The organism is Clostridium drakei, assembly GCF_000633595.2.
Taxonomy (GTDB): domain Bacteria; phylum Bacillota; class Clostridia; order Clostridiales; family Clostridiaceae; genus Clostridium_AM; species Clostridium_AM drakei.
This window is the reverse complement of sequence record NZ_JIBU02000022.1, coordinates 22,487-49,193: the sequence shown is the minus strand read 5'-3', so window position 1 is coordinate 49,193 and position 26,707 is coordinate 22,487. Positions and strand designations below refer to the sequence as shown.

At 30.2% G+C, this 26,707-nt stretch carries 17 protein-coding genes; 14 read left to right on the top strand and 3 right to left on the bottom strand.

Annotation, left to right across the window (positions count from 1 at the left end; all coding sequences use genetic code 11):
• Positions 1–19: 19 nt before the first annotated feature.
• Positions 20–1,198, bottom strand: coding sequence for a 5-bromo-4-chloroindolyl phosphate hydrolysis family protein (locus EG57_RS0211640; protein ID WP_032077388.1), 1,179 nt, complete (start codon positions 1,196–1,198; stop codon positions 20–22).
• A gap of 1,144 nt (positions 1,199–2,342) precedes the next feature.
• Between EG57_RS0211640 and EG57_RS0211635 the strand changes: the two genes are divergently transcribed.
• Positions 2,343–3,725 carry a CCA tRNA nucleotidyltransferase gene (locus EG57_RS0211635; RefSeq protein WP_032077387.1) on the top strand — a complete coding sequence of 461 codons (1,383 nt, stop codon included), beginning with the start codon at positions 2,343–2,345 and terminating at the stop codon, positions 3,723–3,725.
• Between the two features lie 947 nt (positions 3,726–4,672).
• Here EG57_RS0211635 and EG57_RS0211630 read toward each other — a convergent pair.
• Positions 4,673–6,013: an aminotransferase-like domain-containing protein gene (locus EG57_RS0211630; protein ID WP_032077386.1), complete on the bottom strand. Its 1,341-nt coding sequence runs from the start codon at positions 6,011–6,013 to the stop codon at positions 4,673–4,675.
• 136 nt (positions 6,014–6,149) lie between these two features.
• Between EG57_RS0211630 and EG57_RS0211625 the strand changes: the two genes are divergently transcribed.
• The gene (locus tag EG57_RS0211625; RefSeq protein ID WP_032077385.1) at positions 6,150–7,295 is read left to right on the top strand and encodes an MFS transporter; all 1,146 of its coding nucleotides are present in this window, start codon (positions 6,150–6,152) and stop codon (positions 7,293–7,295) included.
• Between the two features lie 449 nt (positions 7,296–7,744).
• Here the strand turns inward: EG57_RS0211625 and EG57_RS0211620 are convergent, their stop codons facing one another.
• On the bottom strand, positions 7,745–9,151 hold the full coding sequence (locus EG57_RS0211620; RefSeq protein WP_032077384.1) for an amino acid permease: 1,407 nt from the start codon (positions 9,149–9,151) through the stop codon (positions 7,745–7,747).
• Between the two features lie 596 nt (positions 9,152–9,747).
• On the opposite strand from EG57_RS0211620, the gene EG57_RS0211615 reads away from it, so the two are divergent.
• From EG57_RS0211615 to EG57_RS0211560, 12 genes are all read left to right on the top strand, one after another.
• Positions 9,748–10,467, top strand: a complete 720-nt coding sequence (locus tag EG57_RS0211615) for a lysophospholipid acyltransferase family protein (protein ID WP_032077383.1) — start codon at positions 9,748–9,750, stop codon at positions 10,465–10,467.
• A 330-nt stretch (positions 10,468–10,797) separates the two neighbouring features.
• Positions 10,798–12,081: a guanine deaminase gene (gene guaD / locus EG57_RS0211610; RefSeq protein WP_032077382.1), complete on the top strand. Its 1,284-nt coding sequence runs from the start codon at positions 10,798–10,800 to the stop codon at positions 12,079–12,081.
• A 66-nt stretch (positions 12,082–12,147) separates the two neighbouring features.
• Positions 12,148–13,572: an NCS2 family permease gene (locus EG57_RS0211605; RefSeq protein ID WP_032077381.1), complete on the top strand. Its 1,425-nt coding sequence runs from the start codon at positions 12,148–12,150 to the stop codon at positions 13,570–13,572.
• Positions 13,573–13,657: 85 nt separating this feature from the next.
• Complete coding sequence (ade, locus tag EG57_RS0211600; protein ID WP_032077380.1) at positions 13,658–15,367, top strand: adenine deaminase; 1,710 nt, start codon at positions 13,658–13,660, stop codon at positions 15,365–15,367.
• 88 nt (positions 15,368–15,455) lie between these two features.
• Positions 15,456–16,043 (top strand): TetR/AcrR family transcriptional regulator, encoded by a 588-nt coding sequence (locus EG57_RS0211595; protein ID WP_032077379.1) that lies wholly within the window; start codon positions 15,456–15,458, stop codon positions 16,041–16,043.
• Positions 16,044–16,113: 70 nt separating this feature from the next.
• Positions 16,114–17,046, top strand: a complete 933-nt coding sequence (locus EG57_RS0211590) for an NTP transferase domain-containing protein (RefSeq protein WP_032077378.1) — start codon at positions 16,114–16,116, stop codon at positions 17,044–17,046.
• A gap of 126 nt (positions 17,047–17,172) precedes the next feature.
• Positions 17,173–19,737: a selenium-dependent xanthine dehydrogenase gene (gene xdh, locus EG57_RS0211585; RefSeq protein ID WP_032077377.1), complete on the top strand. Its 2,565-nt coding sequence runs from the start codon at positions 17,173–17,175 to the stop codon at positions 19,735–19,737.
• Positions 19,738–19,804: 67 nt separating this feature from the next.
• Positions 19,805–21,919: a xanthine dehydrogenase family protein molybdopterin-binding subunit gene (locus EG57_RS0211580; RefSeq protein ID WP_032077376.1), complete on the top strand. Its 2,115-nt coding sequence runs from the start codon at positions 19,805–19,807 to the stop codon at positions 21,917–21,919.
• Between the two features lie 235 nt (positions 21,920–22,154).
• Complete coding sequence (locus EG57_RS0211575) at positions 22,155–23,246, top strand: tyrosine-type recombinase/integrase (protein WP_032077375.1); 1,092 nt, start codon at positions 22,155–22,157, stop codon at positions 23,244–23,246.
• Positions 23,236–24,711 carry a tyrosine-type recombinase/integrase gene (locus tag EG57_RS0211570; protein ID WP_032077374.1) on the top strand — a complete coding sequence of 492 codons (1,476 nt, stop codon included), beginning with the start codon at positions 23,236–23,238 and terminating at the stop codon, positions 24,709–24,711. Before EG57_RS0211575 ends, EG57_RS0211570 begins: the two co-directional genes overlap by 11 nt.
• Positions 24,698–26,224 carry a tyrosine-type recombinase/integrase gene (locus EG57_RS0211565; protein WP_032077373.1) on the top strand — a complete coding sequence of 509 codons (1,527 nt, stop codon included), beginning with the start codon at positions 24,698–24,700 and terminating at the stop codon, positions 26,222–26,224. The genes EG57_RS0211570 and EG57_RS0211565 overlap by 14 nt, the downstream gene beginning before the upstream one ends.
• The gene (locus EG57_RS0211560; protein WP_032077372.1) at positions 26,208–26,630 is read left to right on the top strand and encodes a DUF6262 family protein; all 423 of its coding nucleotides are present in this window, start codon (positions 26,208–26,210) and stop codon (positions 26,628–26,630) included. Before EG57_RS0211565 ends, EG57_RS0211560 begins: the two co-directional genes overlap by 17 nt.
• Positions 26,631–26,707: the final 77 nt, after the last annotated feature.

Below are 26,707 nucleotides of genomic sequence, written 5' to 3'. Positions count from 1 at the left end.
CTCCTTTGTTTTTTAGCTGTTACTTTTTAAAATCCTCTTTAGTCAGTCCTTCCTGTGTAAATAGTGTTTCAAGTACAGAAATATCTGTAGAAATATCTAAAGCTACCTCACCAAATAGGTCATCTAACAGTTTTTCGAAGGCAGTATTTATAATATCTATACTTCTTTCAATTTCATTTTTTGCATTTTTTATGTTAGTACCTTGAACTGGCTGTTCATTTAGCTCTTTATAAGAATTAACTAGCTTTAATGTAATTGGAAGATAGTGATTGGTAAATTTATTAACTTCATTAAGCTTTTGAGGATTATTTTCTAAATGATTAAATATTTGGATTACAACATTTTCAAGTCTACACAATTTTATCGAAAATTCTTCTTTGTTAATAGCTGTATTTGCACTTCTTATCTGTTGAATATAGTTTTTTCCTAGTTCAATTACATCTCTCAATTCTTTTTTTTCTGGATTGTTTAATTCTTCTTGTCTTTTTAATTCAGCTTCATTACGGCGCTTAAGAGCTTTTTGTGAATCTAAGTAATTTTCATAAACTTCATCATTTAACATGAAATATGATTTTTTATCATCAATATGTGCCTGTGGAAACATATTTAAATCAATCATTTTTCTTAAATCTTTAATAACAAATTTAGTATTTCTTTTAGAATCAGATGCTAAGTCTTCTATTGAACAATAATCAAGACCATTGAGTGTATTTACGTAGCTTTTAAAACGCTTTATCCTTTTTCTTAAACTAATACCTCTTAAAGTTAAAGCTATACTTGCAATAAAAAAAGAAAATAAAAGTCCCAAAGTGATAAAGTTAACTGTTGAAAGTATATGTATAAAAGAAATGAATATAGAGTATGAAATCAGCGTAACACATAAAGCTATGCTGCCAACAAACCCAAGGATTGTATAAAGTATTCCTGATACGCGTCCAACTGGTTTTTTAGCAATATAGATTTGTTTATTATTTGTGTCCTTGTAAGTCATACTTTTGTTTCTATAATGTCTTTTGCCTTTTATTTTTCCATTAAAGTATTGAGAACTATCTTTTAACTTTGCTTTAACTTCATTTAAAGAATTTTCAGTTCTATTGTCAATATCATCTTTTAATCCAGCAAAGTCTATAGCATCAAATGTATTTTTCAACGTATCTCTGATTTGATCTTCAAAATCAGAAAAATCCTTTCTTCTCATTTTGGTAGCCTCCAAATTATTTTCATATAACTTAATTAATTAAAATAATATTTCGCATATATTATATATCATTCTTATATAAATTACAATTTGTAACAACTTCCTCGTGTAAGCTTTTGCATAAAATAAGTAAGAATAATTATTACTTTTTTTCAAGATGTTTTATTTAAAATAAATATAAAAAAGGCCATTTTAATAGTATATTTACCATTAAGATGACCTCTTCTATTTTTAACTGGAATCTATTATAAAATTCCAGAATTACATATAAAGAATATAACAATCTACCTTGCACAATTATAGATAGCTTATCACCCTATTATGATATTGCCACCATAATAGAGCAAATCACAACCTATAATCATGGTTCGTTCAACTAAACAAGATACCTACTTAACCATATACAACCTTTCGGCTGCATAGAATCAACAGGAATAAAGTAAAACTTACAAAATTATGGGTAAGGCCATAATGAATTGTGCTTTATTTAATCCGTCGGCACCCTGAGTAGTCTTAACTCGACCTTATAGAATAAATTGGAATCTCATTATAATCAATTGATCGATGTCGACTATAATAAAACTTTTCTCCACCCTATAAGATCTTCCCTCTGACTATATAACAGCCATTTTTAATGACCATTATATAGTCTTTGGTCGACCTGTATATACCCCGCTTAAAGGAGCCTATAGAAGTCTGCGTTCAACTGTTATGTCCCTTATGCTATTAATATGTGCAATTATTTTAAAAAAATACGATAATAAAAAATGTAAATTTTGTAAAAAATCATGTGACATTAAAGTGCAGTGGAAGTTTTGATTTTAACTTTAGGTATACACATTTAATTACATTGCCATAATTAATTTTAGTAAGTTAAAATTTTGTATGTGCTAAAGTTGAAATATATAAAGCTAATAAAGATATTATAATACTAATATAAGGCATAAGTAGGTTTGTTGAATTAAAGTAATTGTTTATGGAATTAAAACTGAAAGGCAGTATAGAATATGTAATGAAAAATATTTTAGCCAGATTAGTATGATATAATTTAATGGTTAATGGCTCAACTTTTGCAGTTTGAAAATATTGTATATGCGAAAGTTAAGCTATAACAATGAAAATTAACATAGGAGTACAATAAACAATGGATGATCATAAGATTTTTATACCACAGGATGCAAAACATATAATGAAAATTTTAAAAAATAGAGGATATGAGAGTTATGTTGTAGGTGGATGTGTAAGAGATAGTTTAATAAATAGGAAACCCAATGATTGGGATTTAACTACAAATGCACTACCAGAGCAGACTTTAGAGATATTTAAGACTGAAGGATTTAGAGTTATAGAAACAGGAATAAAACATGGAACAGTAACTATTGTCATGAATGACAATCCTTATGAAGTTACAACTTATAGAGTAGATGGAGAATATTTGGACAACAGGCATCCTGATAATGTTACTTTTACAACTTCGTTAAAAGAGGATCTATCACGCAGGGATTTTACAATTAACTCAATGGCTTATAATGAAGATAAAGGTTTAATTGATTATTTCAATGGAGTTTCTGATTTAAATAGCAAGATTATTAGATGTGTTGGAAATGCTGATGAGAGATTTAATGAAGATGCATTAAGAATGCTTAGGGCGGTGAGATTTTCTTCCGAACTTGAATTTGAATTGGATTTTGAAGGAACCTTTATTGCTATTAAAAAGAATTGTAATCTAATAAAAAATATAAGTGTAGAACGTATCAGGGAAGAATTTTGCAAAATTTTAATATCACATAAACCCAGTAATGGAATTTTAGCTTTAAAGGAAGCTAATCTTTTGAAATATATTTTACCAGAGATAATTCCTTGTATTGGATTTAATCAGCATAATGTACATCATGATAAAGATATTTTTTATCATACGTTATCAGTACTAGATAATGCTCCTAATAACATTAAGATTAGATTAGCAGCACTGCTTCATGATATAGGAAAACCAGAATGCTTTACAATGGATGATAAAAGTATAGGACATTTTTATGGACATAATAAAGTAAGTGCTGAAATTGCAAAAAAAATATTGACAAGGTTAAAGTTTGATAACAAAACTATAGATACAGTTTATATATTGATTTATGAGCATATGAGCAAGTTCGATAAAATAAAAACTTACAGCATTAAGAAATTTATGAACAGAGTAAAAATTGAAAATTTGGAGGGTTTATTTAAACTTCAAATAGCAGATATTGAAGGTTTAGCAGAAGAGTATCATGATTATAGCAAAATTTTATCACTCAAAGCTAAATGTGAAACTATAATTAAGGAAAAGCAGCCGTTAAATATGAAGGAATTAAATATTAATGGAAGTGATTTAATAAATTTAGGTATAAAACAGGGAAAGCAAATAGGAGAAATACTTCAAGCTCTTTTGGATAGAGTTCTACAAAATCCTGAGCTTAATAATAAAGAGAAACTTTCAAACATAGTTTGTAATGAGTATATAAATAAAGACGAAGAAGGAAAAAAGTTATAAAATAAGCACTATGCGACACAACTTTTTAGGTGGAGTCCGCATTGAATATATGGTGTATAAAAGCCAACCGTTCATTAAGGAGCTCTAATGCCCAAAATTTAAAAAATTCCTACCCGCTCAAATGTCCCATCCTTGGGACTTTCGCGGCTTGAATCGTCCTGATTCAAATTACGGAATTTTTTAAATTTTAGACATAAGAGCTCCTAAATTCTCTCAAAAGCTTTTATACACCATATATTCAAAGCTCCCTCCACCTAAAAAGCTGTGTAGTAACTATTGTAATTCTAATATAAAAAATTGCTTATGATACATTATAATTATAGCTCTTTACAAAAAGCGTAGCTTTCATAATACTTGTTATTTGGTTTATATATATTTTAGCTATTTTAATAATATCCTATGGCGCAGCCTGAAAAAATAGTAAGTTAGTTGATTATTAAATGCATTTGAAATATTTGTATGTTTTAGCCTTATATTTTTCAATCACATAAATAATAAGTCTCTTTTAAGACATTTCAATAGAATAGAAAGCAGCTGCTTTTTAAACTAAATATATTAACCTAAAACAGCAGGCTCCGCCTTAATCTCTAGGTGTTGTAGGTTATAGTTATAAATATAATTTGGCTTATTAAAACTACTTATAACAATGTAATTAAGTGCATACACTGAACTTGCTAGTTTGAATTTTAACTTTTAGGTAGTGATATATGCTAAGTGTGTCATCACATTAGCTAAATTGTTTTAGTATTATTTTTAGCACAAAATTTTTGAAAGCCTTAGAACTTTAGTCTTGTTTGAGGGAACCGAGTTTGACAAAGTTCTTAGGCTTTCAAAAATTTCGAGCTTTAGAATAATTAAAACATTTAGCCGTGATGACACACTTAGCATATATCACGGACTAAAAGTTAAAATCCAAACTTCCATTGCACCCTTGTGTCACATTATTTTTAAATTACATTAGCATTTATTTCCTCTAAAATCATAGAAACCCCTTTTTTTATTTCAGCATCAGTTACATTACTGATACTCAATCTAGCTAATTTATTATTACTGTAATTTTTTAAGAATGAATCTTCTGTATCTCTAAGTAGTACATTTTTTGAATGTAAATTTTTGATTAGATCTTTGATATTCATATCATTAGTAATTTGAAAATTTGCGAAAAAACCTGAATCCGGAATATACCATTTTACATTGGGATTACTTAAATTCTTTGTCAATTCTTTAAGGTATTTCATTCTTTCGGAATATACGCTTTTAAGTTTTTCCTTATGAGAATCAAACAAACCGCTTCTGATGTAAATTTCCAAAGCTCCTTGAGATAGAATAGGTGTGTTTAAGTCATCCCAGATCTTATATTTTTTGAAAGTGTCTAATAATAATTCTGGAAGTACAACAGCAGAAACTCTTAATCCGGGAAGTAATATTTTAGAATAACTTTTTAAATATATTACTCTTGAAGATGAATCTAAGGCATACATTGGATCTGATTTTTTATTGATTTCTAAATCAGCAAGATAATCATCTTCAACTATATAAACATTGTATTTTTCACAAAGATTAAGTATTTGCTTTTTTTCTTCATTGGAATAGGAGAAGCCAGTTGGATTATGAAATCTTGGGATAACATAAAAAAATTTTATATTATTGTACTTAAAATTTTTTTCTAATTCATCAAGGTCTATTCCATTAAAATCTCTTTTTATACCAAAAGCAGTTATATTATTAAGAACTATAGATTGTATGATGCCATGGTAGGTAGGCTGCTCTATAAGCACATTCTTTTGATTATTTGGAAAGTCCATTTTGGTTAATATGTTAATAGCTTGTTGTGAACCTGTAGTTATAAAAATACATTGCTTTTTAGCAAAAACTTGATAGTTTTGAAGCTGCTTCACTATAGCAAGAATTAAATTTTCAAAGCCTTGAGTATTATTGTTGGAGAAAAGATTTTTCTTGTATAAATCCATTGCGGAATTTATACAATGCTGAAATTCTTCGTAGGGTAAAATTGAACTATCAGGTGCAGCTGTGGAAAAATCTATTTTTTTAGTAATAATATCATTGCTTGAAGTTAAATGGTTTTTGATAAGATAATGTCCACTTTTAGGCATACAATATATCATATGTTCTTTTTCAAGTAAATCATATGCCTTAACTACAGTTACCTTACTACATTGAAATTGTACGCAAATTTTCCTTATGGAGGGCAGTTTTTTACCTGGTTTTATAGTACCCTTTGATATTTCGCTTTTTATATAATTTATAATAGCTTCATATTTTGTCAAAATTATTCCCCCTGTACTATCCCACATAACAAAATCTATCATTGATTCAACCATATATATATTTTACACTTTAAATATACTACAAATATTGATTAAGATAAATATCAAGTGATTCTTAGAAAGGATAAATATAATCATGAAGAATAAAAATGATATATTAGTTTTGATTTTAGGTATGGCAGGTTTTGTTTCAGCTGCAGATAACTGGCTTATTTCTCCAATACTTCCCGCAATATCATCTGGATTTGGTGCTTCAATTGCAAAAACTGGAATTATAATTACAGCATATATGATACCTTATGGAATGATGCAGCCCGTATATGGGTTTTTTAGTGATAATTGGGGAAAAACTAAAGTATTGCGCTGGATTGTGTGTGGTCTTGCACTTGGTACTTTTGGATGTGCATTTGCAACTTCTTTATGGATATTATGCATTTTTAGAATAATTACAGGTTGTTTTGCAGCTGGAATTATTGCTGTATCTTTAGCCTTGATTGGTGATAGTGTGCCTTTAGAAAAACGTCAATTTTATGTGGGCAAGTTTATGGGAATTGTTTTTTTAGGACAAGGACTAAGTGTTGGTCTAGGAGGAATATTTGCTAATTATATTACATGGAGAATAGCATTTGTTTTTTTTGCAATAATATCAATCTGTGTAGTATTTGCATTAAGAAAAATTCCTGAAAATGGTATAGTAACTGTAGGTAATAACTTTTTTTGTGAATTAAAAAAGGTAGTGTTTTCTGAAAAGGGAAGAGTTATATTTCCATTAGCTTTGGCAGCAGGATTTTTGTTACTTGGATTATATAGTTATTTAGGAGCATATTTACATGATAATGTAGGTTTAAATTATTTACAAGTTGGAGCAGTTGTAATGTTTTACGGATTTGCTTGCCTAGCGGCAGGTTCTAAGGTAGGAAATGTAAGTAAAAGATTTGGATATAAAAAGACAATTATATTTGGAGGCTGCCTTGCTTTAATTTCAGCTTTACTTTTAGCAAATTTACCTTATCTACAAACATCATGGATATCTGTGATTACCTTAGGTTTTGGATATATATTTATACAATCAACCTTAGCTACTTTGGCTTTTGATGTAGCAGCTGAAGCAAAGGGTCTGCCTTCAGCACTAATAGGATTAGGCCTATTTGGAGGTGGAGGATTAGGTTCTCAATTTAGCAGCTTTATACTTGTTTACGGAACTTATAAAACACTTTGGATAACTTTTTCTATTGGAATTATGTTGTTTACTTTTGTAGTATACAAATTAAAATTTCATTAATTAAGTTTATACTACAATGAAAATTATGCGATACAAGGATGCAGTGGAAGTTTGAATTTTAACTTTTACTCCGTGATATATGATAAGTGTGTCATCACGGCTAAATGTTTTAATTATTCTAAAGCTCGAAGTTTTTGAAAGCCTAAGAACTTTGTCAAACTCGGTTTCCTCAGACAGGACTAAAGTTCTAAGGCTTTCAAAAACTTCGAGCTAAGAATAATACTAAAACAATTTAGCTAATGTGATAACACACTTATCATATATCACTGCATAAAAGTTAAAATTCAAACTAGTAACTTCAAGTGTACGCATATAATTAAATTTTTATAAGTCGCTTTAGTAATTGAAAATTGTATTTAACCATAATTTATAACACTTAAAACTAAGGCTACACCATATATTCAATGCGGACTCCACCTAAAAAGTTGTGTTATATTGTACTAATTATATTAAACAGCATCCATTTCTGTATCTTCATTGTCAGCATTTTGAACAACACTATGATTCTTACCATAAGTGAAGTAAACAATTAAGCCTAATGCCAACCAAACACAGAAACCTATCCAAGTCTTTGCTTTCATATTGATTAATAAGTAAACGCAAGCTATTACAGTTACTATAGGAGTAAAAGGTACCCCTGGACATTTGAATTTTCTTTCAAAATCAGGCATAGTTTTTCTAAGTACTATAACTGATATGGATACACATATAAAGCTTAATAATGTTCCAATACTTAAAAATTGTACGATAATGTCAAGTGGTAATAAACCAGCTATTAATGCTGCTGTAATACCAGTTAGTGCTGTAGAAATATATGGAGTTTTATGTTTTGAGTGTACCCTTGAAAACATCTTAGGAATTAAGCCGTCTCTTGACATAACCATAAATACTCTGACTTGTCCATAAAGTACTGCCATGATTGTAGAGATCATTCCAAGAATTGCACCAACTCCTACTAAGGCGGAACCCCAAGTTATTCCTACTCTCGAAAGTGCACCAGGTACTGCATTTTCAGCTATTATTTCTTTAAAAGGAACCATTCCCGTAAGTACAAAAGCAACTGAAATATATAGTAAACTAACTATTACTAAACATGCTATAAGACCACGTGGAATATCTTTTTTTGGATTTTCAGCTTCTTCTGCTGAAGTTGAAATTGCATCAAATCCTATGTAAGAAAAGAATATTGTAGATGCTCCTGCAGCAACACCCTTCCATCCAAATGGAAAAAGAGGAACGTAGTTAGATGGTTGTATATGTCTTACACCTAAAAATATAAATAAAAGAATTATAAATACCTTAATACCAACAATAATGTTATTTATTCTAGCACTTTCCTGCATTCCATAATATAAAAGATATGTTATAGCTAAAACTATCAAAATTGCTGGTAAATCTACCAATCCACCTTTGCTTGGTGATGCGATAATAGCGTTAGGTAATGAAATGTTAAATGTTTTTAATATACCAACAAAAGTTCCAGACCAACCAGAAGCAACAGCACTTGCTGCAACCAAATACTCAGCTGTTAAACACCAGCCTATTAACATTGCAATGAATTCACCAAAAGTAATATAGGCATAAGAATAAGTACTTCCTGACACAGGAAACATTGTTGCAAGCTCTATATAGCATAGGCCACAAAGAGTTGCTACCATACCAGCAATAAGAAATGAAATAATAATTCCTGGGCCTGCCATGTGAGCGCCTTCACCTGTAGCAACAAAAATTCCTACACCCACTACTGCACCAACACCAAGGGCTGCGATATCCTTGGCTTTAAGATTTTTCTTTAAACCAGTTTTTTTTACCCCATCCATTAACTGTTCTAAAGATTTCTTTTTGAAAATTTTCATAAAAAAGCCCCCTTAAAAAATTTAGTTAAATATTAAATTGTCAATGTACAATTTAAAAGTATTAAATTATTCATATTACAGTTTAGCAATATACAGTTTAATAGTATACAGTGCGGCAATGAATAATATTTATATTATATAAAACTTTTAAGAAAAATGAAAGTTTAAATTTTATTATTTTTTTAAAATAAATTAAAAATAATCATTATATCTTTATAATATTAATGTTTTTGACTATATAATTTTTAAAACTTTTAAAATAATATATTAAAATATAAGAAATTTCAGTATATTATAAGGTTTTTTACATAATGTAAGTTTAGTTTGTATGTGAATGAATAAATGCTGTATAAATATAATAATAAAATTCAAAAAGAAATATAAAATTCTAACTAGTAATAAAAATGAAATAAATAAATTATTAATATTCAATTAGTTATATAATTGTCCTTATGCAAATTTAAAAATTAATAGTGAAAAATACCTAGTAAAAGTTTTTTTCTTAATATATAGTTTGTAAGACAAAAATTATGGTAAAATAGCAACTGGGAAAACTTTATCAACGAATGATATTAAAAATAAGGAGAAAATAAGAAATGATAAAATTATTTTGGTATAGTTATTTTGGGATTTATCTTCTAATTAAGAGTATTGTAACTAAGATAGATTTGCTATTTTTAACAGAAAAATCACAAGAAGCAATTGATGAATGTGTATATAAAAGATCAAAGGAAATATCTGATCACCTTTTAAAGAAGTCTAAAACTATTAGTATTGTGAAGGGAAAAGAAAATATTCCACAAGGACCTTGTGTTTTTGTATCTAATCATCAAGCAATTTTTGATTGTTTTCTCATATATTCAAATGTATGTAGATTATCAGGATTTATTGCTAAAAAGGAAATAAAAAAATATCCTTTAGTTAGTAACTGGTTAAATGTAATGCATTCCGTATATATTGATAGAAAAAATGTTAGAGAAGGAATGAAAGCTATTAATAAAGGAATAGAAAATTTAAAAAGTGGATATTCAATAATTATTTTTCCAGAGGGTACAAGAAGTTTAGAATCAAAAATGGGTCAATTTAAAAAGGGAAGTATGAAATTAGCTATTAAAGCTAATGTACCTATTGTACCAATTACTGTAGATGGTACTTATAAGGTTTTGGAAGTTGGAAATAAGGTAAGAGGAAATGAAGTTAAAATAATGATTCATGAACCCATATATATAGATAAGCTATCAGAAGAAGAAAAGAAGAACTTATCAAATATATTACATGATATTGTTGAAAATGGTCTTAAGGATTTAATAGTTTAAAGTAGATATATTATTTAGTGATATTGTATATAACTTATTAAAATAATAAAGTTCTAGCGGCAAGTATTTTGCCATAGAGCTTTATTATTTTAATAAGTAATATTATAGATTGATTAACATATATTTACATAAATATAATTAGGGATTATAATAGAAATGGACTAACTAGTTAGTATAAGATAAATAATATTGCTAAATTATATATTTTTATATACTATATCATTTCTAATTATCATAATTCATAATCATTTTTAATAGTAACATATTGTTTAAATATTTATTTGTAACCTTTGAATGCAAAATTGTAATAACTTAAAGGAGGCAGCCTTTATGGAAGAAATATATATTGTTAAAGGAAATATTATTTTTACTAAAATCTTTGGAAAATTTGAAGTGCTTGAAAATGGTTACATTGTAGTTGAAGGAAAGTACATTAAAGGTGTGTACAAAAACCTTCCAAGTAAGTTTGAAAAAGTAAGAATAATAGACTATGGAAATTCACTTATAATACCTGGATTTGTTGATTTGCATTTGCATGCATCACAATATGGAAATATAGGTTTAGGAATTGATAAGGAGCTTATGCCATGGCTCCAAGAATACACTTTTCCTGAAGAAGCAAAGTACGCTGATATCAATTATGCAAAAAAGGTATACTCAGCATTAATAAAAGATCTATGGAGAGTTGGTACTACTAGAGCATGTGTTTTTGCAACTATTCATAAGAAATCAACAGAACTTTTAATGGATTTGCTTGCTAAGTCGGGTTTATCTGCATATGTTGGAAAAGTGAACATGAATAGAAACTCACCAGAATACTTAGTAGAGAGTACAGAAAGTTCAGTTTATGATACAGAACAAATACTACAAGAATACTCTACAAAATATGAACTTGTAAAGCCTATAATTACACCTAGATTTGTTCCAAGCTGCAGTATGGAGTTGTTGAAGAAATTAGGAAACTTAGCTAAGAAGTATAATACTCCAATACAGTCGCATTTATGTGAGAATTATGATGAAGTTAGCTTTGTAAAAAAACTACATCCGGAATTAAAAAATTATGCAAGAGTATATGATGGTGCTGGATTGTTTGGCGATGTGCCTACTATTATGGCTCATTGTATTTTGGTAGATGAAGATGAAATTGAATTAATGAAAAGAAAAAATGTGTTTGTTGCACACAGCCCTCACTCAAATTGTAATTTATCAAGTGGAATTGCACCTGTTAGAAGGTTTATTGAAAAAGGTATTGCAGTAGGACTTGGTAGTGATATATCTGCAGGACACAGCTTGTCAATAGCAAACGTAATTGTAAGTAGTGGTCAGGTGGCAAATTTAAAATGGCTTGAAAGTAGTAAAGTAGATAAGCCTTTTAATACTGCAGAATTATTTTATATGGCAACAAAAGGTGGAGGAAAATTTTTTGGTAAAGTAGGAAGCTTTGAAAAGGGTTATGAGTTTGATTCTCTAGTTATTGATGATAATAGTTTGTCTATATTTAAACCATTGTCCATAGAAGAAAGATTGCAAAAATTTATTTACACTGGAGACGATAGAAATATCAAAGAAAGATATGTAGCTGGCAAAAAAGTAGAAGAGCCTAAGTGTTATTAAAAATAAAGTTCTTCAACTTAACTAGTCTAGAGAACTTTAAATAAATTTTATAATGGGGGTTAATTTATGGAAAGTGGAACCAGTGGACAGAAAAATTCATTTCTAGAATCATTTTTTAAGTTGAAAGACAATAACACAAATGTAAAAACAGAAATTCTTGCAGGAGTCACTACTTTTATTACTATGGCTTATATAATATTTGTTAATCCAAGTGTGCTCAGAATAGCGGGGATGAATTCAGCAGGTGTAGTTGGGGATGCAGCTTCAAAATTCAACGTAGGTTCTGATCCAATTGTATCAGCGGTATTTGTTGCTACTTGTCTAGCTGCTGCTGTTGGAACATTTATAATGGGGTTTTATGCAAATTTACCTTTTGCTCAAGCTCCTGGTATGGGGCTTAATGCATTTTTTACTTATACTGTATGTTTGACATTGGGATTCAATTGGCATCAAGCTCTTACGGCAGTGCTAACTTCAGGTATTTTGTTTATAATTATTACAGTTACATCTATACGAGAAAAGATTGTTGATGCTATACCTCAAAATTTAAAATATGCTATGTCTGGTGGTATAGGGCTTTTTATTGCTCTTATTGGTTTAAAGAGCGGCGGAATAATAGTTTCAAATAAGTCAACACTTGTAGGTTTTGGTAATTTTGCAGATCCAGGGACGCTGCTTACTATAATAGGGGTATTAATAATTGGAGTACTTATGGCAAGAAATGTTACAGGATCTATTCTTATAGGTATCATTTTAACTACACTTATAGGTATACCGCTTAAAGTTACTTCTCTTGCAAACTTACACATTTTTAGTGCACCACCTTCTCTAGCACCTACTTTTGCAGCTTTTGATTTTTCTGGTCTTTTTTCAAAGGGAGGAACTTCTGTAGCTGGTGCAATTTTGAGTTTTGTTATGGTTGTTATAACAATTTGTTTGGTTGATCTTTTTGATACTATTGGAACACTTGTTGGAACTGCCACAAAAGCAGGAATGGTAGATGAAAATGGTAAAGTTTTAAGGCTAAAAAAAGCTCTTATCTGCGATGCAGTAGCAACAACTGCAGGATCATTTTTTGGAACAAGTACTATTAATACCTATGTTGAATCAACTTCTGGTGTTACAGCAGGAGGAAGAACTGGCCTTACAGCTGTGACTGTAGGCATATTATTTATACTTTCATTGTTTTTTTCAGGACTTGTTGGAGTAGTTCCTTCACAAGCTACAGCACCAGCACTTATTATAGTAGGTGCTTTAATGATGGGAGTAATTAGAAATATAGACTTTAGTGATTTTACAGAAGCATTACCATGTTTCTTTGCCATTTCATTAATGGCTTTTAGTTATAGCATAGCAAATGGTATTGCAGTTGCAATGATTATTTATCCTATAGTAAAAATAGCTACTGGAAGGCATAAGGAACTTAGTCCAATAGTTTATGTTCTTGCCATACTGTTTGTGTTAAGATATTTACTACTTCCGTTTGAGTAAATAATGTTATATTTCATAATTTTAGAGGAAGTGCAATAGCTCTTCCTCTAAGAATCACTTGATTAATAGATTGGAGAAATAGTGAATGAATAAATTGTTAGATAAAATTAATGCTGCTATGGGTAAGGTAAAAGCGGAACTTGTACTGAAAGATGCTTTTATAATAAATGTATTTACCCAGACTATTGAGAAGAAAGATGTTGCAATAAATGATGATGTAATTGTAGGAATAGGTAAGTATGAAGGCAACCAAGAAATTGATTGTAAAGGTTTGTTTGTAGCACCAGGATTTATAGATTCTCATGTTCATATAGAATCTTCTATGGTAACTCCAGAAATATTTTCTGATTTAGTAATCAAAAAAGGTGTTACTACAATTGTTGCAGATCCTCATGAAATAGCTAATGTTTTAGGAGAAAAGGGTATAGAATTTATGCTGCAAAATAGTAAAAAGGGTGATATAGACACATTTTTTATGCTTCCATCCTGTGTTCCAGCAGTAGATTTTGAAGATAACGGAGCAGTACTTGAAGCAGATAATTTAGAAAAGTTTATTAATCATCCTAAAGTTTTAGGATTGGGAGAAGTGATGGATGTTAATGCAGTTACTTCGGGAAAGAAAAATATGTTGAAAAAAATTTTAATGGTAAATAATCAAAACAAAAGTATAGATGGACATTGTCCTAAAATTAATGAAAAAGAGCTAAATGCTTATTTATGTGCTAATGTTAGAACAGATCACGAATGTACAAATTATGAGGAAGCTCTACAAAAGGTAGCAAATGGGATGTATGTGATGCTTAGGGAAGGTTCTGCTGCTAGGGATTTGAAAAAACTATTGCCTGCAGTAAATGACAAAAATTATAGCAGATTTATATTTTGTACTGATGACAGACATATTGAGGATTTAGTAGATGAAGGTAGTATTGATAATTGTATACGAATTGCTATAGATGAAGGAATGGATCCTGTGAAAGCATACACAATAGCTTCTTTCAATGCAGCTAATTGCTATGGGTTAAAGGATAGAGGTGCTATTTCACCTGGAATGAAGGCTGATTTGGTAATATTTGAAGATATAAAAAAATTAAAGATAAAAAATGTAATTAAGAACGGTAAAATATATAAAGATAATCACATATATGAGGATGTTTTTGCCAAACCTTCAGTAAATGTAGATTGCATAAAAGAAGATCTATTTCATATTGAGTCTAAAGGAAAATTTGTAAATGTAATAAAAGTTCATCCAGGGTTATTAGTAACTAAAAAAGAAGAAAGAGAAGTAAAAGTAAATAGAGGGTTAGTTCAATGTGTTGAAGGTAAAGGGGAAATTGTAAACAAAATAGCTGTAATAGAAAGACACAAAAATAGTGGAAAACATAGTGTTGGATTCATAGAAGGATTAGGACTAAAAAAAGCTGCTATAGCTCAGACAATTGCACATGATTCTCATAACATAATTGTATTAGGTGATAATGATAAAGATATGGAAATAGCAGTGAATAATATTATACACAATAATGGAGGTATTGCATTTGTATCTCAGGGCAGAATGCTAGAGTGTTTAGAATTGCCAATAGGTGGACTTATGACATCTCAGAATCCAGATTTGGTCATGGATAAAATTAGAAAGTTGAATTTGCTTGCAGTGAAGTTTGGTATTAAGAAAGAAGTTGATCCATTTTTAACACTTGCTTTTATGGCGCTTCCAGTGATTCCAGATATAAAAATAACTTCAAGAGGATTGTTTGATTATTCTAAATTTGATTTTATAGATTTATTTACAGATGCTTAATCATAGATTATGGATATTTTGCGTAAAATTTAAATTCGAGGTATAATTTTATAATAAAGTATAATTTTTACTAGAAAGAGGTTATGATATGTCAAAAGATGCAAAGAAGAATATATTAGATGCAGCTATGAAGGTAATTGCTAGGGAAAAAATAAGCGGTACTCGTATGCATATGATTGCAAAAGAAACGGATAGAAGTCAAGCTAATTTACACTACTATTTTCCAACTAAAAATGATATAATGATAGCCCTTTTAGATGATATACAAAAGCAATTTTCAGAGAATCGTAAGCGATACATTGATTTAGACAATAAAGGTGTTTTTCAAAATATAAGAGGTTTTTTTGAACAAAAGGAAGATGATATCTTAAATAATAAAGAACTAGATTATGTACAACTTGATTACTGGGTTCAAGGTACGGTAAATAAGGAAATAAAAGAAAAGTTTCAAAAAACCTTTAATATATGGCGCAGTGGTATTAAGGATGTTTTAAGTAAAGGAAAGTTTAAAGATGGTGTAGATGATGACTATAAAGATATGCTGACATATATAATGGTATCTTTAATGTTAGGAGCATCACTACAGTATCTTATTGATGAAGGTAAATTTGATTTGAAAAAATATTTTGATATAGCTGAAGGACTTATTAGTCAGTGTTTAAAAGAAGAAAGTTAGTTATTTATGGGCAAGGATAATACCATTTTAATCATATATTTATGAAAATTGTAACTATGGGAGTAAAAGTATGAAAAGAGAGAGGAAAATAACAGGAGGTATAATTGTTGCAGCAGGAAAGACATCAGAAGAAAATGAAACATGGCCATTACGTAAGATCGGTTCTATTACTATAATAAAGAGAATTGTTTTAACTCTTCAAAAGGCTGGAATTTCTAATATTGTGGTAGTTACTGGGTATAGGTCTCAGGAAGTTGAACACAATTTAGCTTACTATGGAGTAATATTCCTTTATAATCCAAAGTATGAAGATTCACAGATGATTGATTCAATAAAAATAGGATTGAATTTCTTAAAAAATAAATGTGATCAGGTAATAGTTAATCCAATAAATGTTCCTTTATTCACACCAGAAACCATCCAAAAAATGATGGAATACGATAAAGAGTTGATTTCACCATGTTATCATTCTAAAATTGGACATCCTATTTTGATATCTTCTGAATTAATTCCTGAAATTTTAAAATACAATGGTGATAAAGGCATGGAGGGAGCCATCCAAAATATTGGAAGTTTAAGGTACTTGATGGATGTAGATGATGAAGGTATTTTAAATGGTATAGGAGATCATTGCAGGTTAGAAAAACTTTTAAGAAAACATAATCAGCGTATTTTACATCCATTTGTTAAAATAAGCATTGAAAAGGAAAGAATGTTTTTTAATTCAAGAACAAAATTGCTTTTGATCCTAATTCAAAATACACATTCTGTAAGAAATGCATGTAAACATATGGCACTTTCTTATAGTAAAGCATGGAATATGTTAAATCAATTGGAAGGAGAATTAGGTTACACAGTAGTTAAAAGAAAACATGGTGGTAGAAATGGTGGGAAAACTTATTTAACAAAAGAAGGGGAAAAATTTTTAAAGAAATATGATCAATTTGAACACAATGTTCGTCAGTATGCAAAGAATGAGTTCCATAGATTGTTTCAGGAATAAATAGAATTTTTGCATTTTATTAATAGAATAGGCAAGTTCTTTTTATAAAGAATTTGATAAAGATTAACTTCCATTTTATAATAGTTATAACAATAATTGTTAAAAATTATAAATAGGAGGTTATTTATGTTTAGACTAAATATTAACGGTAAGGATGTAATTTGTGATACTGATAAACCCCTATTGCGTTTTTTAAGAAATGATTTGAAAATTACTTCTGCAAAAGACGGCTGCAGCGAAGGTGCATGTGGAACATGCACTATTTTAGTAGATGGAAAGGCAATAAAAGCTTGTATGCAAAAAGTATCAAGATTTGTTGACAAGAAAATTTTAACTGTTGAGGGGGTAAGCAAGATAGAAAAAGAAGTTTATCAATATTGTTTTGGAGAAGCAGGTGCAGTGCAGTGTGGTTTTTGTATCCCTGGAATGGTAATTTGTGCAAAAGCCCTCTTAGATACTAATCTTAATCCAACAAAGTTAGATGTGAAGAAAGCAATTAGGGGAAATATTTGCCGTTGTACTGGATATAAGAAAATAGAAGATGCAATTTTGATGGCAGCAAGATATTTTAGGGACAATCTTCAGATACCAGCACCTGTTAATAAATTGGAAATGAATCAAAAGTTTAAACGTGTGGATGTAGATGAAAAGGTAAATGGGACAGGTATTTTTGTGGATGATATTGAACTACCAGAAATGATTTATGCTAAAGCAGTTCGGTCTAAATATCCAAGGGCTATTGTAAATGAAATTCATATCAGTAAAGCACAGGCGCATCCTGATTGTGTAAAAGTTTTGTTGGCAAAGGATGTTCCACATAATATTATTGGACATATAAAACAAGATTGGGATGTAATGATCCCAGAAGGTGGAACAACTAGGTATATAGGAGATTGTTTGGCATTAGTAGCAACTTATCATAGGGACAAGTTAGATGAAGTATGTAAATTGGTTGAGGTAGAATACACAGAATTGCAGCCAATCACTTCTCCAGAAGATGCTCTGAGAGCAGATACACCTCTAATCCACGCAGATGGTAATATTATGAGCCGTTCTATTATACAGCGTGGAAATGCAGATGAAGCAATTAAAAATTCTAAATATGTGGTAACAAGAAAATATAAAACACCATTTCAGGAACATGGATTTATGGAACCAGAGTGTGCAATTGCAGCACCTGAAGGAAAAGATGGTATTTTGCTGTATTCAGGTTCACAATCTGTTTATGATGAGCAGCGTGAAATTTCAAATATGCTTCAAATTCCAAAAGAAAAAGTACATTGTCATTCCCAGCTTGTTGGAGGTGGCTTTGGTGGTAAGGAAGATATGAGTGTTCAACATCTCGCGGCATTAATGGCATGGCATACAAAAAAACCAGTAAAAGTAAAGTTTTCGAGACAGGAAAGCTTAAATTATCATGTTAAACGACATGCAATGGAAATGGAATTTACAACAGCTTGTGATGAAAACGGATATTTAACTGCTATGAAAGGCGTAATTATTGCAGATACAGGTGCCTATGCATCTTTAGGGGGGCCTGTATTACAAAGAGCGTGTACTCATGCCGCAGGACCATATAATTATCAGAATATTGACATTTTAGGCATGTCAGTTTATACAAATAATGTTGTTGCTGGGGCATTTCGTGGTTTTGGAGTGACACAAAGCTGCTTTTCTGCTGAAAACAATATTAATCTACTAGCAGATATGGTTGGTATATCACCTTGGGAAATGCGTTATCGTAATGCAATTCGTCCAGGACAGGTGCTTCCAAATGGTCAAATAGCAGATGATAGTGTTGCAATGTCAAAATGTTTGGAAGCTGTTAAAGATGTATACGAATCGAACCCTTATGCAGGAATTGCTATAGCCTTTAAAAATAGTGGAACTGGAGTGGGAAATAGAGATATTGGTCGTTGTATTTTATCTGTGAAAAATGGAAAAGTCCATATTAGAACCTCTGCAGCTTGTATGGGACAAGGAATTGCAACAATGTGTACTACTATATTTTGTGAAGCAACTGGTTTAAATCCAGCACTTGCTATTCATGAAAGAGCAGATACTATATATACACCTGATTCTGGGACTAGTACTGCATCTAGACAAACTGTTGTAACAGGAGAAGCTGTAAGACGGGCATCTGAAAAACTAAAAGTGGAATTAAACAAAGGGTTAAGTCTTTATGATTTAGAAGGAAAGGAATTTTATGGGGAATATTTTGCAAAGACAGATCCAATGGGATCTCTAAAGGAAAATCCAGTAAGTCATGTAAGCTACAGTTATGGGGCTCAAGTTGTTATTCTTAATGAGAAGGGAAAGGTTGAAAAGGTAGTTGCAGCATATGATGTTGGAACACCTGTTAATATTCAAGCTGTTGAGGGACAGATTGAAGGTGGAATTGTTATGGGACTTGGATATGCTTTGACAGAAGAATTTAAAGTTGAGGGTGGATATCCTAAGACCAAATTAGGAACACTGGGACTTATGAGGTCAACAGATGTTCCAGAACTTGAAGTTATTCTTGTACAGGGCAATGGAAAAATACCTGAAGCTTATGGAGCGAAAGGTTGCGGAGAATTATGTTTGATTCCAACAGCACCAGCTTGTGCTCATGCATATTACAAATTAGATGGCAAATTTCGTAATCAACTGCCACTGAAAGATACATTTTATAAGAAGACGAAAAAATAAAAAGTTAATTTATTATATAAGCTGTGACTTTTTTCAAAGTTTTATGAATTATACATGGGGGGATTGTATGAAAAATATTAGTAAGTCTGTAAAGAAAAAAGATCATGAGCTAAAGATGAGTGGTCATGCTATTTATGTAGATGATTGTACAATGGATAATATGATCTATGGTAAGCTATTACATTCCACAAAGGCAAAAGCTAAGATTACAGATATTCGTATTCCCAAATTGACTGAAGGATATTTTGTAGTTGATAAAAATGATGTGACAGGTGTAAACCGTGTTGCAATAGTAGAGAATGATACACCTGTTTATGTCGAAAATACTGTAGAGTATGTTGGGGAGCCTATTTTAATGGTTGTGGGACCTGATCTTAAGGAAGTTAAGAGAATTTTAGGTGAAATTGTTATAGTATATGAAGAGCAAATTCCTGTCTTGGACATGAAAAAATCCAATACTGTTTTTTTTCATTATAAATGTGAAAAAGGGGATATTTATAAAGCTTTAAAAGAAGCTGATGAAGTCTTTGTTGAAACCTTTGAAACGGGTTATCAGGAACAAGCATATCTTGAAACTCAGGGAATAATTGCTTATCCACATGATGGGCGAATGACCATACGTGGTTCTATGCAGTGTCCCTATTATGTATATGGTGCAGTTTCCAAAGCTCTAGGATATGCTGAAAAGGATATTCAAATTATTCAGGATGTTACTGGAGGAGGCTTTGGAGGTAAAGAAGATTTTCCTTCTATACTTGCATGTCAGACTGCAGTGGCAGCTAAAAAAGCTAATAGGCCTGTAAAAGTAATATTTGACAGGCGGGAAGATATGGAATTCACTTCAAAGCGCCATCCATCTATTTGTACCTATAAAGTGGCAGTTAGAAATGGCATAATTACAGGTATGGATATTGATGTGCTGTTCAATAGTGGTGCATATACTACCCTTTCTCCTGTTGTTTTACAACGTGGGGTAATTTGTGCAAGTGGTGTGTATAGAGTAGAAAATTTGCATATTGAAGGACGTGCAGTTAAGACAAATACAGTACCTTGTGGTGCATACCGCGGCTTTGGTGCTCCACAGACTTTCTTTGCAGTAGAGATGATCATGAATCATATTGCAAAGAAAATGGGTGTAGATTCTCTTGAGCTAAAGGAAAAATATATGGTGAAACAGGGTGACTCTACTTCTACAAGTGGAAAGTATCATTTTCATGTACCTCTGCCTGAAATGATCAAGAGAGTTGATGAGCTTTCTAGCTATCGTAAAAAGCGTAAGATGTATAAGAATCAAAAGGGCAGGTATCGAAAAGGTATTGGCATGTCATTATTTTTTCATGGTTGTGGTTTCACAGGAAGTGGAGAACGTGATCTGATAAAGGCTGTTGTAAAAATAAGAAAAAACATTGATGACACAGCAGAACTTTTAGTAAGTAACTCAGATATAGGACAGGGCATTAAAACCACCTTTTGCAAAATTGTTGCAGATACTCTTGGTATTTCTTATGATAGAGTAATTGTAAATAATCCAGATACAGATAGTGTACCTGATTCAGGGCCTACTGTAGCAAGCCGTTCCTTAATGGTAGTTGGAGAATTGCTTAGACGTGCAGCAGAAAAACTTAAGAAAGAATGGAAGAGTGGAAAAGAACAAATTGTAGAGGAACATTTTGTGGAGCCTGACTTTATGATTCCATTCAATCTGGAAAAATTCAAAGGGGATGCGTATCCAACCTTTTCCTGGTCTGTAAATGTAATAGAAGTGGAGGTGGATACACTCACTGCTATTACAAAGGTAACTGGAGCATGGGGGATTTTTGATGTAGGTGTTCCTATAGACATGAATATTATACAGGGACAGATGCAGGGAGGTTTTTTACAAGGGATTGGATATGCTTCTATGGAACATATGGAATGTAATGATAAAGGTGTAATTCGTAATAATAGCTATAGTGACTATATTATTCCAACAGCAGTAGATGTACCAAATCTTGTAACCGAAATAGTAGATAATCCGTATAGTTATGGTCCATATGGAGCAAAAGGTGCAGGTGAACTTCCGCTTGTTGGTGCAGCTCCAGCTTATGTGGAAGCTATGGAAAATGCACTTGATGTAAATTTAAACAAAGCTCCATTTACTCAAGAAGATACTATGAAGGTTTTACAGGAGGTGCTTAAGTAATGTTATCTTTAGTGATTATAGTATAGATAGTAAAATAATAATGTAACTATATAGAATAGTATTATTATACAGGGATAAGAGAGTATAGAAAGAGAGTTTATAAGAGAGAGTAAGTACCATACTTGATATAAATATTAATAAGTTTATATTATCATTGATATAGGTTATATATCAGTGATAATATAATAGTATTAACTTATTAGATATATAAAAGAAGTATGGAGGAACAGAAGAAATGGAATTACACACGATAAGATATAAAGAAAAAGATATTGTTGTTTTGTTAGATAACAGTATGAGGTTGGTTAAGCCAGTATATGACTACTTGAAATACCTTAGACAAAAAGATAGAGCATTTAATACACTAAAGGCTAATGGGACAGACTTAAAGATATATTGGGAGTTTTTGAATAGAGAGCATTATCAATATGATGAAGTAATACCTAATATTATAGGAGAGTTTATAGAATACCTTAGAGAGCCTAATGCTACCAATAACATAGTTAGTGTATATGCAGAGAGTAAGCGTACAGGTAAAACAATCAATAGAATACTTAGTACAGTTTATAACTTCTATAAGTATTGTGGAATGGTTAGAGAAATAAATAATCCTATCATAATGGAAAATGTAAATAGACCATTCGATATGTTTAAAAGTCTACTACATCACGCAAGAAGTAATAATAAAACTAAGCAATCTATATTCAAGGTAAAGGAAAGTAAAACTACTTTTAAGTTAGTATCAGATGATGAGGCTGAAACATTTTTAAATGCTTTAACTACTTGGAGAGATAAATTAATCTTCAAGATAATGTACCTTACAGGTGCGAGAATTGGTGAGGTTTTAGACCTTCAAATTGAGGATATACCATATCCCGATACTTCCAAAAAAATTGGAATGTTAGAAAATATAAAGTCTAAAGGTAAGAGAAGGCATTTATATATTTCAATGACTTTATTAGAAGAAATAGATAATTTCATAATGGAAGAAAGAAATAATATTGATACAGAGCATAGTTATATCTTTGTATCACAACAGAAACAAAATTTAGGTAAGCCACTAACGTATAGAGCAATCTATGAAGTATTTGATGTAATAAAAAAGAAAACTGGAATACAACTAAATTTTCACGATTTAAGACATACTTGTGCAACTGCTTTAGTCCAAAGTGGTGTGGATATTAGTGTGGTTAAGATAATCTTAGGGCATGAGCATATCACAACCACCCAACAATATACTCATATTTCAAATCAGTATCTTGAAGATAATTTAAGTAGATATTGGAATAAGAGTTCTTTAATTGGAGGTGGAGCAAATGGCAAGTAAAATGCCTAACGAAGATAGGTGGGAATTAATAGATAATGACAGTAACTCACAACATTATAGAAAGAAGTTTAAGTTTGATTTTTCATATATCGAGAGCGATAGTATTAAAAATGTGGTTAAGGCTTATGCTTGGAGAACTTATAGAAAAAATAATTTAACATTAAACAGTTTATATGGATATATAAATTCACATTTTACCAAGGTTATTGATTTTTTTAATCAGCAACAAATTACTACTTTAAAAGAATTAACTAATAATGATGTAGATATGCTTGTTTCTTATTTAAATACTTTAATATCTCCTAAAGGTAAAAGTTATTCTATAAATAGCAAAAAGATAGTTATTGATACTTTAAAAAACATTATTCGTTGGGGACAATTATATATGTCTAATGAAGTACCTAAAATAGAGATATTTACAGGGAATGAATATATAGGAGTTAATAAAAAACTTAAAATAGATTTTATTCCTGATGAAGTTTTAGAGAAGATAAATAAAGCCTTGGTAAATGAAAAAAATCCTTATGTTAAATATGGAATAATCATTCTACAATCAACAGGGATGAGAATTGGAGATATGCTTAAATTAACTACCGATAGCGTTAAGCCACATTTAATTAGTGGGTATACTTTAACGTGGTATGACCATAAAAACCGTAAGGAACGTCAACCAATGCCTATTCCTAATGAGTGTGCTATTGCAGTCGAAAAGTTAATAGAGCATACAAAAGAATTAAAAGAACTGGCTGACTGTAAAACTAAAGATTATTTATTTATTCATAAAGTATTAAATGGCAAAAGTGTTGGAAAAGTTATGCGAATAAATGAAGGAAGATACGGTGTTTGGCTTAATGGACATATAGTTAATGGTAATTTAAAAGTAAAAGGATTTGTTCATAATCATAACATTTTAGATACCAATAGTCAGTATTACAATCTTACAGCACACCAATTCAGAAGAACACTTGCTACAGATATGTTATCTAAAGGAACTGATTTAAAGGTTATACAAGAAGTTTTAGGGCATTCTTCTCCTATGACTACTAAACAGAGTTATGCTGACGTTAAAGATAAAGAAAGAGCCATAGTATTTAAGAATATAGGTATTATTGGCAATATCAACAAAATTGATGAAACAGTTATATCAAACAAGAAAGATTTGATTTGGTTCAAAGAAAACAAGGATAAAGGAGCAAGATTGTGTGATGGTTATTGCACTAAGCCATTTAATGATAAAAATGAAATTTGTGGTAGAATTTTAAAAAGGCAGAAATGCTATACTTGTAGCAGATATATCACTACTCCAGAGTATTTACAGGCTCATAAAAATCATTTAGTAGAGTTAGAAAAGCAATTAGAAGGAAATATCTATGGCGACCATTATGCAGAGCATTTCCTCCCTACTATTGAAATTCTAAGAGAGATTGTAAAGAGATTGGAGGAAATGCAAGATGGCAATAACTAAGTTAAATTTACAACCAATAATTACGGAAAGTGATTATAATAATATAACTATTGGAAACTCTAAATTTACTGATGATGTATGGGATTTAGCACCTTTTATAACCACTAAAACAACTAAAGATAGTCATAAGAAAATAAACTTTGATTTTATAAAAAATGAAAATATGAAACTTACTGTAAAACTTTATTCTTATTATAAAATAGGACAAATTAAACCTAAAAGTGTACAAATTTATATAAATGGGTGTTTACCTTTATTCATTGAATATTGTAATTTAAATAATATTGATAGTTTTAATGAAATAACTAAAGAAGTATTTTTAAATTACTCTTTATGGCTTAAAGAAGATAAAAAGGTTGCTAATCAAAGTGGTTATATGTCATCAAAAATAGTTGAAGAAATTATTAAAATAGGTCAAATAAAAGATTGGGATGTATCTAAAACTAACATTTTTGTAGATTTCACTTCTAATGATTTATGGGCATTAAAAAAGAGTTTAAAAGAGAATAAAACTAAGCCTATTCCAGAGGGTATATTTGACAAAATACTTCAATGCGCATTAAAAGAAAAAAATATCTTAACTAAAACAGGGATAATAATTCAAAGCCAAACTGGACTTAGAATTAACGAAGTATTATCTATTCGACAAGGTTGTGTTCATACAACAAATGATGGATATGATTATATGGAAGTTACTCTTGGTAAAACAGAAAGAAGTGAACCAATAATTCATAAAGTTTTTATTAATGAATTAGTTAAAAATACAGTTGCAGAACTTGAAGAATATACTAAAGATTTAAGGGAAGAAAGTGGATTAAAGGAATTATTCTTAGTAAATAATTGGGGAATAAGAGTTTTGAATGTTGATAAATGGACTCAAAAAAGGTTACCTAATTTTATTAAAAGATGGGATATAAGAGATAGCAAAGGTAATTTATATTCATTAAAATCTCATCAATTTAGAGCAACATTTGTCAGAGAACTAATAAAGAAGAAAGTGCCAATAGCACATATTATGAAGCAATTTAATCATGTGTCTATTGAAATGACGGCACATTATTTAACTTTAGAACATGAAGAAGTTAAAGAAATATATTCAGATATGATACTTGGCAAAGATTCAAAGATTGCTGGACTTAGAGCAAAAGAAATTAAAAGAAAACTTGATGAACAGTTTAGAGGTAAGACAGAGCAAGAGATTGATGATATAGTATCTAATTTATCTAAATCTATGAGTTTTAATCCTTTGCCAACAGGTGTATGTCTTTATGATTTTAGAAGGGGTAACTGCTCTGATGGTGATAGCTGTTTCTTCTATAACTGTCCTAACTATATTACCGAGGTTAAGTTCTATCCTATTTTAAAACAAGAATTAAACCTTATGAGAAAAGAAATGACAAGACTTGAAAAGTTAGAACAGAAAAGAGCATTGGATGTACAAAGATTTAAATATAAGTATCTAAAACCATTAGTAGATAGTTTGGAGGTGCAAATGAATGATAAAGAAGACTAATAGAAACACTAAAGGATTAAAAGAATTTGCTGAAAAGAAAAACCAAGAAACTATCGAAAAGGTTAATAAGGTAATTGATAAATTAAAGCGTTCTAAAACAAAGAAAATAAACTTTAAAACAGTAGCTGAGGAGGCAGGAGTATCCAAGGCTACTCTATATAATAATGATATTCTAAAAGAACGTATACTAAGCCTAAGAGCCATTGAGAAAGGTATTCCTGATGATAGTATAGTTGCTACACCTAAAGATAAAATAAAGGCTAAAGATGATAAAATTAAGCAACTATATAAGGAAATTAAGAAACTTAAAGAAGATAAGCAAAACTTAATTATCCAGTTGGTTGAAATGGAAGAACTTAAAGATGAAAATAAAAGATTAAGAGAACAATTAGAAAAAATTAAATAAATATAAAGATATTCACAAAGTTATTAATATGTTATACACAGAAAAAATCTAAAAAGAAAGGAAGTGAATTTTAGTGA